Annotated in this window: 8 protein-coding genes; 6 read left to right on the top strand and 2 right to left on the bottom strand. The window is 36.3% G+C overall.

Going from position 1 to position 12,421, the window contains the following annotated elements; all coding sequences use genetic code 11:
- Window positions 1-227: 227 nt before the first annotated feature.
- Window positions 228-455 carry a helix-turn-helix domain-containing protein gene (locus tag GNP81_RS08110; RefSeq protein ID WP_155673447.1) on the bottom strand — a complete coding sequence of 76 codons (228 nt, stop codon included), beginning with the start codon at window positions 453-455 and terminating at the stop codon, window positions 228-230.
- A 105-nt stretch (window positions 456-560) separates the two neighbouring features.
- Here GNP81_RS08110 and GNP81_RS08105 point away from each other — a divergent pair, with 105 nt between their 5' ends.
- Window positions 561-1,220 (top strand): hypothetical protein, encoded by a 660-nt coding sequence (locus GNP81_RS08105; protein WP_155673448.1) that lies wholly within the window; start codon window positions 561-563, stop codon window positions 1,218-1,220.
- A gap of 209 nt (window positions 1,221-1,429) precedes the next feature.
- On the opposite strand, the gene GNP81_RS08100 is transcribed toward GNP81_RS08105, so the two are convergent.
- On the bottom strand, window positions 1,430-1,762 hold the full coding sequence (locus GNP81_RS08100) for a helix-turn-helix domain-containing protein (RefSeq protein WP_155673449.1): 333 nt from the start codon (window positions 1,760-1,762) through the stop codon (window positions 1,430-1,432).
- 890 nt (window positions 1,763-2,652) lie between these two features.
- Here GNP81_RS08100 and GNP81_RS19505 point away from each other — a divergent pair.
- From GNP81_RS19505 to GNP81_RS08075, 5 genes are read left to right on the top strand one after another with little or no spacing between them, the layout of a single operon-like run.
- Window positions 2,653-5,775, top strand: a complete 3,123-nt coding sequence (locus tag GNP81_RS19505; protein ID WP_155673450.1) for a helicase-related protein — start codon at window positions 2,653-2,655, stop codon at window positions 5,773-5,775.
- Window positions 5,772-7,697: a DUF1998 domain-containing protein gene (drmB, locus tag GNP81_RS08090; RefSeq protein ID WP_155673451.1), complete on the top strand. Its 1,926-nt coding sequence runs from the start codon at window positions 5,772-5,774 to the stop codon at window positions 7,695-7,697. The genes GNP81_RS19505 and drmB overlap by 4 nt, the downstream gene beginning before the upstream one ends.
- On the top strand, window positions 7,690-8,853 hold the full coding sequence (locus GNP81_RS08085) for an AAA family ATPase (protein WP_155673452.1): 1,164 nt from the start codon (window positions 7,690-7,692) through the stop codon (window positions 8,851-8,853). The genes drmB and GNP81_RS08085 overlap by 8 nt, the downstream gene beginning before the upstream one ends.
- Window positions 8,853-10,397, top strand: a complete 1,545-nt coding sequence (locus GNP81_RS08080; protein WP_155673453.1) for a hypothetical protein — start codon at window positions 8,853-8,855, stop codon at window positions 10,395-10,397. The genes GNP81_RS08085 and GNP81_RS08080 overlap by 1 nt, the downstream gene beginning before the upstream one ends.
- Window positions 10,394-12,268 carry a nuclease-related domain-containing DEAD/DEAH box helicase gene (locus tag GNP81_RS08075; protein ID WP_155673454.1) on the top strand — a complete coding sequence of 625 codons (1,875 nt, stop codon included), beginning with the start codon at window positions 10,394-10,396 and terminating at the stop codon, window positions 12,266-12,268. The genes GNP81_RS08080 and GNP81_RS08075 overlap by 4 nt, the downstream gene beginning before the upstream one ends.
- Window positions 12,269-12,421 lie beyond the last annotated feature (153 nt).

Genomic DNA, 12,421 nt, shown 5'->3' with positions numbered 1-12,421 from the left:
GAGCATATGACTTTATATAGTGTCTTGTCAACATTTTTGAGGTAGACCAAATGTAGGATACTTAAAAAATGAATATTAATAATTCGCAACAAGATGAAAATGTAGAATATATTTTCAGACCATATATTACTGTGAACGGTAAACGAATTACTCGTAAAAATGGTGGGATGTTTAAAATTCCAGTCCGTAAAAAGTGATTGAAACTAGGCTAACTACTTAAATTGTAGTTAGCCTTTAACGTTGAATAATTTATCAATATTAATATTTAAAGCTTTAGATATTAATACTACCTCAATATCAATAACCTGTCTTATGCCTGCTTCAATCTTCGCCAATGTTCCTCTACTTATGTCAAACCCCTCAAGATTACATCTAGCAGTTAACTGCTCTTGAGTTAATTTTTTTTCTTTTCTTATTGCTCTGATTTGAGCACCTACAATATTGGCCTTTGTCATTTTTATGTCAACAATCTTTGCTCTGGTTGTAGAGCAAAGTGTAGGTGTTAAAGTAGTTCTTTTTGTTCTGCGTGCGGAGCACTTTTAATCTTGGATGGAGATGTTATGAATAAGGTTTATATATCTATGTGGGTTAACGGGTTGAAGAAGGTAAACATACTGTTTGGAATCGCCGTACTTGCTTTAAGTGGGTGTACGCCAATGAATACTGATAGAAGTCAGTATCCCATGAAGCAAGATAAAACTATTAATAATTTCATTAGTAAGAAGTACCAAAACATTAAAATAGAGCAATCTGATACTATTTTATTGATAGTTTCGGGTTCTAGTTTGGATAAATCACGTAAGATGGAGTTAAAAATAAAAGGTGAAATTAAAAACTATAATATTGTTGGGAAATCTGGTGACTATGCTTTGGATGGTGAAAAAGTTATACAAAGAGAGTTAAAAGGTAATTCTTCTGAATATGTATTAAGAGTTAATTTAAATGTAGCTCATGGAGAAAATGATTATGGTCAAGAGTGCTATAATAATTTAGGTTCGATTACATGCGATAATAATGTATCAACTTATAGTGTAAGTAAGGTTAAAGTAGAGTTGGTTAATAATGCTGGAATTGTTTATCGAGCTGCATTTGATGTTAAATTGGGCGGTTATAATGCTCGTCAAGTACCAAGTGTTCTATCAATATTAGAAGAGAGTGATAGCGATAAAATAGGTAGAATTATCATATCTAGTATGATGGATAATGGATTTATTAATTAATTTTATAATTAGGTAGTTATATATACAATTGCCTCGATTATTTTAAGAAACGTTACTGAAAGATGTCTAATCTTATATTCTATCTCTTATTACAGTATTAATCTAAATAAGATAGTAAGAGGGTAGAATAGAGGATAGTATGTAGTGCACTATGAACTAGGTTCTTAGGTCGTTATGACCTAAGGTCCTGTGTCAAAATGAAATGATGATTAAAATGGGGATTCTTCTATATCTTCAGGTTCCCAGTATTGAGGTAAAGTGGCAGTTCCTGAACTTGTATCATTGTTTAATGTAGCCATATACTGACTTGTACTTGATTTTATTCCTGTGATGGATTCTATTCTATCAGTTATAACATCTTCAACCGTTTTTGGTAGCCCATCTTTATCAACTTCATATACCTGCCATATAGTAACGCATCCAGTTTTTTTTGAAATTGCAGATATATAACCTAAATCTTCTAATGATGATAGAGAGCGTTTAATTGTACTTTCTGAAGAGCCTGTATCTCTTGCTAATATGCTAATTGCAGGTTGATACACACCTCTCTCTTTTAAATAGAAAGGATAGTCGTTCATCATTACGGAATACAATACTTTATCTACTGACTTTATTGTATTTATCTTTAATAGTGGTATAGGCATGGCTACATAGCGTAAATGCTTATTTGGGTAATTAGAAATAAGAGTTTCTCCTGTATTAAATTTAAATTAAATACCAACCAATATTGATTGATATTAAGATAGTATGCATTAGGATTTATTTTTGTGACGCGGAGGCACAAATATTATGAGCGTATTATGTATACACTTAAAATAAAAATGACCGTTAACAGTATGCATGAACAGGGTTTGTGCGTGACTGTTAAAAGGGGGAAGTGTTATATTATAATTTTGATTAATAACTTTATTTTAAATAAGATAGAGCATACACTAAGTACTACAAATAACTAATTATGTAGTTTAATTCAGTATTTAAGTCTTTGATTTGTGTACGGCGACAATACCAAACCTCTGGTTTGACGTACCGAGAGTTCGAATCTCTCACTCACCGCCACATTTTAAGCCCTAGCAGAAATGCTGGGGCTTTTTCGTTATTCTTATCCTCTTGTCTGTTCTAAGGCTTTCTAGCCAAATCTAGTTTTTTCGGTATCGACAAATTGAGTCGGAAACAATAAGTTATAATTTTTTGTTTTATGTGGTTGATCGTACTCAAAGTCAAACGTATACACATTGAATATATTACGGTTATCCTTACTTGGGATAGCAGTTAGTCCTCAACAATAGAAGTATTATCTGTTTTAAATCAATTGACTAGTGAGTTATTGAATCGTTTGGATGTACAGTAAGCTAATTATCTAATAAGTATTGATTATTTGAAGATTTGTCTAGATTAGTTTTTTCCCAGAATTTATTAGCTATGTGAGGATTATGTGAATTTTGCAGATGAAAGAAATGGTTTTGTTAGCTTTGTTGAAAACAACTTGATCCGAACAATGGATGAAGGAGTTAATCAAAATCCATTGAACTTATTTCATATAGGGTTGCTTCGACCATTACCAGAACTTAGAAAGAGTGACTTAAGCAAAGAAAGAAACAGTGTTGCCTCAAGCACTGCTCCATCTTCTGCAGGTTTTTCATTTTATGTTATTGGGAGTGAAATTCAACTTTCAATCGAATATTCAGCCACTTATTTTGAAGAAAATCCAGATACTTCATCTAAACTTCGATGGTTAAAAACTTCGAAGGATAGTAATCAAGGTTCTCTTGATGTTTATAAACCATCTACGAAAAGTTATTTTCAAGCCGAAACAGATATCTTTCCGACGTCGGTTCCTAATGAATTTAGAGGAAAAGTATATGTAACTTGGAGATCTTTTCAGGATGGATTCATCGTTACTGTTACTTTAGCTAATCGGCAAGTTGTTGCGAATACCGAAAAAAATGATAGTAGAATGGCTAAAAGCACTCTTTTTGATGTGAACTTAAGCTGTACTGTACTAAAAGGGGATGTGCAGAGTTATCCCCAAAAGGACTTTTCGCTCCTGACTGAAGAGGAAAAAGAACTTGAGCTTCGATATAAAAATGTAAAGAGCTATGCAATTGGGCATGCTGTAGGTGTTGACTGGTCTGTTGAAAACCACTACAGAGTTATAAAATCCAATTTTATGCCAAAAGTTGAAGTTCCTAGTGTAACTGCCAATACGGCAGGATCAGAGACAAGGCATCTAAACTTTAAGTACTTATCAAGTTGTCATAAAGATCTTAATGTATTAAATGACCTTACTAAATTTGCAGATGACTACCATAATTGGATTGACAAACAACATACTACGATTGCATTAATGGATTTGCATGAGAGGCCAGTTGCCGAAAATATAGTTAATCGAGCTAATGAGGCACATAAACGTATTTCTGAAGGCATAGAACTTCTTCGAAATAGTAAAAGTGCCAGGCTCTCATTTGCATTTATGAATGCGGCGATGTTGAAACAGATGGCTGCAGGGGAAGGTTCAGCACGACTTGAAGAGTATAATTGGCGGCCGTTTCAATTAGCGTTTGTTTTGATGGTCATGAAATCATCTATTGATGATGGTGATATTAATAGAGATTTGGTCGATCTGATTTGGTTCCCTACTGGTGGCGGCAAAACAGAAGCGTACTTAGGGATTATGGCTATGGTTTTTGTATATCGTCGCTTAGTCTATCCCCATAGCCAAGATAGTACTGTCGCAATAATGCGTTATACATTAACACTTTTGACGGGGCAGCAGTTTGTTCGTGCCGCAAAAGTCGTGTGTGCTCTTGAGTTACTTAGAAGAAAATCAGAACATCTTTTAGGTAATACTCCTTTCACATTAGGTTTATGGGTCGGAAGTAAAAGTACGCCAAATACGTTCTATCAAGCGCAGCAAGAATTAGTTAATAATAATTTTGAAAAACTAGGTATAACGTCATGTCCTTGGTGCAAATCTAAGTTTGATAAGAGTAATTACGTCGCAACAGATAGCCGTTTTGATTTTGTATGTACTAATGATTCATGTGAGTTTGGTTCGAGTGAAGCGCCAATGCTTCCGTGTTCAACAGTTGACGAAGCATTATATGATCGTCCGCCAACTCTGCTTTTGGCAACTGTTGATAAATTTGCAATGTTAGCTTGGGATTCTAGGGCTGAAGTGTTTTTTGGAGGAAAAGGTAAACGCCCGCCCGAATTGATTATTCAAGATGAACTGCACTTAATATCGGGGGCGCTAGGCTCAATAGTCGGTCTCTATGAGGTTGGAATCGAAGCTGCTTTAGTTAAACGTGGAATTTTCCCTAAATACATAGCATCAACTGCAACCATCCGAAACGCAAGTGAGCAAGTTAAAGCTCTATATGGCAAATCTTCGGCTGTATTTCCGCCAGCAGGCTTGGAGCATAACGACTCATATTTTGCTAAAACGATCCCTGTTAATGAGAAGGCAGGTCGTCTATATGTTGGGTATATGGCTTTTAGTAAAGCCAAAAGAGAGTCTTTAGAGCCTCTTTCAAGTTTAATTGCCGTAGCTCCAGAAATGCACTTTGAAGGAAAGCCTGATTATAGAGATGCATGGTGGACGCAGTTGATATATCACGGCAGTCTGAAAGGCGTTGCTACGAGTGACGCTTCGTTTAGAGGGCCAATAAGTCGGTCAATTCAAGAAAAATTATTAGAGTATTCTGAAAGCTTATCACCTGATGAACTTGCTGTAAGAAAGAGGAATTTACAAAGAGTTCTTAACGTTAAATCGCTTACATCATTACAGGGAGCGGAAAAAAACAATCAAACGTTCTCTGAATTGGAGCAAGAGTGCGACAGTCAGTCCGCTATAGATGTAGCCCTATCAACAAACATGATTTCGGTTGGTCTTGATGTAGAGCGGTTAGCTGTGATGATTATTAATGGTCAGCCGTTGACGACTTCGGAATACATTCAAGCAAGTAGTCGAGTCGGTCGAGGAGATGTACCAGGCGTTGTATTTGTGAATTACTATAAATCTCAGACGAGTAGCCTTTCACACTACGAGAACTTTCGAGCGTACCATGAATCATTCTATCGCTATGTTGAGCCAACCAGTCTGACCCCATTTACATACCAAGCTCTGAAACGAGCTCTCCACGCTACTTTAGTTATTGCAGTAAGGATGTCTGATATAGGCTTATCAGAAAATGGTGATGCAGATAAATTTCAAGCATCAAGAAAGGACATTCAGCAATTAGTGTTAATTTTGAAAGGTAGAATAAAGAATGCCATTGAAGGCACTTTTAGCACAGAACTCCAGAATTTAGAACAATCGATAAAGTTAACAACTACTTTAGATATGTTAGATGAGTTGGTCGATGAATGGTGTCATTATGCAAAGGAAAGCAAAGAAAGTAAAAGGCAACTCCATTTTAATAGTAAAGACAGAGCTTCTAATTCATTGATGAAAATTCATGATTCAATGAGGGATGGTCTCTGGGAAGTTCAAACGTCGATGCGAACTGTGGAAGATAGCACCCTAGTAAAAACTTTTCGAGGATTAAAGCGATGAAGAAACAATTGACTGCAATACGGTTATCACATATCGCTGCACAACAAGGTGTTGGAAGTATTGCTCGATTGGAGAATGACTATACGGGAGTTATAGTTGATACTCGGCATTGGTTTTCGAGTGGTATTCCAGATAATAAAAACGAATTAAAGAATGTTAGGCGAATTCAAAGATGTCTTGAGGTTCCGCAAAGACTATACCTACCACCCACTGGAAATGAAGATAATGATAGTGATCTCGAAAAAGCTATCCCTGCGGTTCTATTTCCTAATTATTTGCAATGTGTGGAGTGTGGCCAATTAGATTTAAATCCTTGGCTTCATAATCCACACAAATCAACGAGTAAACCTCGCTGCACAAACTGTAGCTCTGGGGTTATGAGTCAAGGAACATATTGCGTTGTTGATAATTTTGGCAATCTTGATGATGTCGGTTGGAACTATCTATGTCATTACACCTATGACGATGAAGCGAAACACGTAACCCCTCCAATGGGGGGACAGGAAAAATGTTATCGCTCACATCATTCTAACTATCTTCAAGTCAAATTTAAAAACGGACGTCATGAAGTAACTTGTACAAACTGCAGCAGTGTTACTAAGTTCGAACCATCTAAGTTGGGTTTAAAACCGATTAAACCACAGCCTTGGATATGTGAAACCGTCCCTAAAGAGCCTGATGGTATAAAGCGAAAAGGTGAAGTCGTTGAAATAAACCACCCTAGCGTTTACTCGCCGATTGTTAGTGAGGGCTTAGTAATCCCCCCAGAATCCAATAATGACGGTGGCTCGACTGAAATTGGTGATGTGCTGAAGTATTCCGATGATTTTGATGGTATTTTGAATGCACCTAATAATCTACTAAAAAAAAGGAGGTTGAGTCAATTAGCAAGAAAGCTTGATTTGTCTATTGAGGAGATAGAAAAAGCACTTAATGCGTATGAGTTTGGTTGTGATGAAAATGAGGATCAAGAGTTAATAGGTACACCTGGTCAGATGAAAGAAGAAGAGTATGGAGCCTTGATTACAAAGCAAACATTTTCGCCATCAGCTGATTTTAAAACTCTGCACTTGACCAGTTTCTTCAACGAATTAAGGTTATATTTACCACAGGATCTTCTTTATATAAGTTATATAATTAAAGATTTGATCAAAGTTGAACGGCTTAGAAAAGTTCAAGTCTTTAATGGTTTTTTACGATCCCAACGGGATCTAGAGCCTGTAAACGAACCTGATAATAAATCAAAGGGCTCGGAAGGTAAAGATGATTATAAACCTCAAGTTGTTCAACCAAATATTATAGGTGATGCAGAATGGCTTCCTGCAATCAACCTTTATGGGGAAGGGATTTTCATCAGTTTAAACACCAACTGGCTACGAACGTGGGCTAGTAATGAAGTAATAGCAAGAAGAGTAAATGAGCTAGCACTTCACTACGAGCAATCTGAAAGCCAGTTAGTTGTTGACGAGCTTACGCCCGAATTTGTTCTATTGCATACGCTGTCACACCTATTTATCAGGGAGCTTGAAGACAAATGCGGTTATCCGGCTTCATCTTTATCTGAACGGATTTACTCTTCTAGAGAAGCTGATATGAATGGTTTTTTGATATACACAGCAGTAGCTGATAAAAGTGGATCTTTAGGTGGGCTTATGGAATTAGCTGAGCCTAAGTCTTTTTTGGCTATTTTGGACAGTGCAATCAAAAGAGCGCAGTGGTGTACCCTTGATCCTGTATGTTCCGACCATGGTGGACAGGGGAGAGATGGTCTCAACAGGGCGGCATGTCACGGCTGCACTTTAGTACCTGATACTAGTTGTGATTACGGCAATGTCTTTTTAGATCGGGTATTGATTAAAGGTGATAGGGAGCATGGAGTCCCATCTTTAGTGGAATTCATAAGAGAGAACTTAAGTGAGTAAAAGAATAAACGAATTACCTCAGCTGCATAATCTTACTAAACAACAGCAAAAGGTACTTAGATTACCATTAGATGGGCAGTACTTAGTGGTCGGAGCTCCAGGTACTGGTAAGTCAGTAGTAGCGTTACATCGAATGAAAAAGTATGAAGGCAAAGATAAAACGCCAAAAGTTCTGACATTTAACCACGTACTTGCGGCACATACGTCACAGTTGTCAGAATGTGATCTGACAACAGCAATGAGTTGGCTATATCAAACACAGTATCAATTGACAGAGCAATTTATGCCTGAGCGTGCGCCTTCAGCTAATGAAAAAAAACGCAAAGAAGTAAATCCAGACTACGAACAGCTTAAACAGATTTTTTCTTCATATTATGGAAAGATACTATTGCAAGATCTGATAATAGATGAAGGGCAGGATTTACCCTCTGGTTATTATGAGTCGCTGATGGAGCTTGGTTTTGAGAACTTTTTTATTGTAGGGGACCAAAATCAACAGATAACAGAAGATAACTCGAGCAGGCGCGATTTAGAAGAAGTCTTAGGGTTATCGTCGAGTGATGTTATTGAATTGGACGAAAACTTTCGAAATACAGGGCCAATCGCCAAGTTTTGTCAGCACTTTTATACAGACAGAGCTAGTCCGTTGCCTAAGCTCCCAGAACGGCCATCTTTGTTAAAACCGACGCTTTTGAGCTATTCGACAGTCAATGCATGCGTAGAAACTATCTTAAGAACCGCAGATAGAGACAGTGGGAAGTTAATCGGTGTTATAGTCGCGAGTGAGACAAAAAGAGAAGATTACGTTAAAAAGTTCTCTCAAATTGATATTAAGAGGGATAATGAAAGACCAATGGTTTCCAGTTATTCCAGCAATCAAAAACAAAGTAATGTTAATATTGATTTTTCATCTGGGGGCATTGTTGTCTTATGTGATAAATCGGTTAAAGGGATTGAGTTTGATACAGTTTATGTCATTTTAGATGGGCTTCAGATTATCGGCGCGGATCAAGATGCGATGAGAAAACGCCTCTATGTAATGACATCTAGAGCAAAAGATGAGTTGTTCTTAATGCAAAGTGCTTTATGTCCAAATAAACCTGTAGAAGCACTGCTTCCAGTAGACGAAAATATTTTAGAAAGAGATACAATTTAATGGCTAAGAAAAAATTCCACATTCCTATTTGTGTAGATAATCTTGCTCAGTTTTATTCTTTTGGGTTTATTACTCCAGCAAGTCTGTTTCCTTTTAATAATTACTTATCAGATCAATTGTCTTTGTTTCCTAGCACGATACCTATGTATCTTAAATCTAATGGCAAAGATAAGATTCCAAGTCAAGGGGTTCGTTTATCTAAAGAAGAAGATGAGAACCTTAAAACTGCCGTTGTTGTTGTCTCATCAATTGAAGATTCACTTCTTGAATACAATGACTCATCGTCTTGGTTTCAATTAGACGGTATTTTACCGACTTATCTCATCTCAGAAATCTATTTTGAAGATAAAGAAGCTAAAGAGCACTTTGATTATCTAACTCGTGTATCTGGTAGGGTTTCAAAACAGTTGCTTGATATTAAATTGATAGTTAAACCGACGGAGTTTGGTAAGTTATTTAGTCTCGAAGATCCAGACATTCTTGAAGTTGGCGCAATTACAAACAACACTACGTTTGATCAAGATAAAGTAACGAGAGCAAAAGATAGCTTACGAAAAATGAGTGCGTATGGAGCGAGTTTAGCTTTGACATATGTCATGACGAAGAACTCTCAGAAGGCTCACGAAGCATTTGAACAACTATCTCGACTTGGAAAAGAAAGTTCAGGAAGCTCATTAAAGATTATCAATTGGAGCGAAGAATATTTTGGGAACTCTCTAGATATCAATGAATTAGATCAACTGATTCTTAAAGAGTTTTTTGATGCGTTAATCTCATGTGATCAACAAGATAAGGTTCTAGATCGTTTAATTCCATTTTTTGACTCAGACCTAGGCTCAGGTTTAGACTCAGTCAGTGCATCAAAGTATCTTAATTCGATAAAACAATATGCCATAGATATTCAGAAAGGAAAAATAGATGGAACGAACTCTCAAAAAATGGCGGAGTTTGCATGTGTAGAAAAAGTTAGCCAGTTTATTAAACAGATCGTAACAATTTTTGCGTTGCTCAACGAAACGGAAAAATTGTTTACGCAGCCAATTACGAGTATTACTGCTGAAGGTTACTTAAATATTGCTGTTTCTTATGGACTTAGAGATAAGTTTTATGAGTTACCTAAGGATGTTAGAGGGATTCATGGGCTTGAAACTTATGTCATTGAACGCATGTATGAATATTATTTACATATTAATAAGATGGAGCATGTAAAGTCTAAGAGTAAGTATAAAAAGCTAACGACATTGATAGATATACTTTCAGACTCCAAAACTCCTGAGATTGGTCATCGCCTATATGAAAAGTTTGCTTTAATATCAAAAGACATTACACAAAATGTGAATGTGAATGGTGTTAAGTATGTTCCTGCTAATTTGAGCGAAGCAGTTGAAAAGATCTTACCAAATTCTGATCTTTTTTCGAATAAGATGATTACTTATAAAGCATTTGAGGACGTAGATTTCAATGCAATATTATCTACGTATGAAGCAGAAAAAGAGTATGTTAAACATTGTAAAAAATTCTCAAGTATAATTAATCAACTATGAAAATAAGCCCTCCTCAACCTTATAATAATGATAGTTATGCGGAGTTGGTTATCTTTGATGCTTTCCGTAATATTGAAATGGTTGAAGCTATTTGTTTTAACTCACTTCACTTAGTATCACATCGCGAAAAACGTATAAGTGAGATCGATTTTATATTGGTTTGCACTAAAGGAATATTTGTTTTCGAGGTGAAAGGGGGGCGAGTTTTTCAAAAGCAAGGTAAGTGGTTTTCTAAGTCAAAACAAAAGACTCATGCGATACAAAACCCATTTAATCAATCTCGAGGTGCATTATTTTCGTTAGTAGATTCGTTAATTTCCAATGGTTTTCTTCTAGCGAATGTACCTATTGGTTATGGAGTGTTTGTTCCTAACACAATTAGCCTCAATGACTCTGTTGAGTACGATCAAGCAATGTGCGGAACCAAAACAAATCTTAAAGGCTTTCGTTCTTGGTTGAGCAGATTCATTGAATATTGGGTTAGTAAAAATGATGAACCTAAGGCTTTGTGCTACGAAGAAATTCAAACAATCGCGAATTATTTGAGACCTGGTTCTATTTCAAAAGAGATTTCGCTCTCTTCTTTTAATCACTTGAACAGCATGCAACAACAGGTTGTAACTGCGTTTGAAAATAATAAGCGTACAATTTGTGAAGGTGCTGCAGGTACCGGAAAAACTTTTGTAATAGAGGCCTTGGCTAAAGAGTACGTGAGTAGAGAAGAGAATCTTCTGATATTGTGTGAGTCTAAGTGGCTAAAAAATAAACTTAAATACAACTTAAGCTCGGTAAATATTGTAGTTGCAACTATTGACAGCTTGGAAGTGGAGTCTCGAAGAGCATTTGTTAATCAGTATGATGCTGTAATTGTAGATGAAGCTCAGGATATGTATGACGAAAAGAAGTTAGAGGTAATTGAACGCTTCATCAAAGGCGGATTACCTGCGGGGAAGTGGTTATTTTTTCAAGACTTAGTAAATCAAAGCGGTTCTTATGGAGGCCTTTCAGTGTCTTCTGTAAAAAGAATTGAAGAATACAGTGATGTTCGTCTTACGTTAGATATTTCTTATCGTTATACGCGACCTATATTGAACTTTTTATCAAGAGTCCTAGATGTAGACGCCATACCAACTAGTAAAATTGATGGCTCAAATGTTGAGGTATTCTCTTCTTCAACAAGACAAGCTGAAGTTATGCACATCGAAAGGGGCATAGCAAAATTAATTAATATGGGCTATCTCCTCTCTGATATCACAATTCTTTCACCAAACACATTTTTAGATAGTGTTATCTCAAGTTTGTCGACTCACTTGTTGAATCAAGTCGTTCAAATCGATGATTTCAACATCAAAAATCTCCCACGAAATAAATTAACTTTTTCAGAAATCAAAAACTTTAGAGGTTTAGATAACAAGGTTGTACTTTTAGTCGATTTTAGCCAAAGAGTTATGAATAACGCTTCACAAGCATATATCGCTTTTACGCGAGCATCTCATTTTTTATTCATTGTAGAAGCAGCAGGGAATAACGTATTTTCAACAAAAATAGAACCAGGTGTTGAGGTCGGTTCGGTAATGGATGACTGGCAAAAGGTTCTGGATTTAACTCTTTTGGTAGATGAATGCAGAACACTGATGGAGTTGCGTGTTCCACCACCGAAATGTGGTTTTAAAATTCAGGTAGATAAAGAGAGTATATCTGAGGTAGAACTTGCTTGGATAAAAAGTAAGGTATGCATATTCGCTGATCATGTTGAATTTGATGAGGTTAAGAAATGGATTAAACTAGGTTGGAAGTGTTTTCAAGCACCACTAAGTTCAGAAGAAATAGCAGAACTTTTATACTCTATGTCTCTTGAAAGCAAATATTAATTATCCAACTCATCAGTGTTTTCATAAATGACGTTACATGGTGGTGATTGTGTTCACATGTATTCAAATCAAATGGTTGGAGTTGAATTCGAATCTCTCACTCACCGCCACATTCTAAGCCCTAGCAGAAATGCTGGGGCTTTTTCGTATTTA

The sequence above is a fragment of the Aliivibrio fischeri genome, from assembly GCF_009727955.1.
GTDB classification, from domain to species: domain Bacteria; phylum Pseudomonadota; class Gammaproteobacteria; order Enterobacterales; family Vibrionaceae; genus Aliivibrio; species Aliivibrio fischeri_A.
Note: the sequence above shows the minus strand (reverse complement) of the source record. Positions and strands in the feature narration are given on the sequence as shown.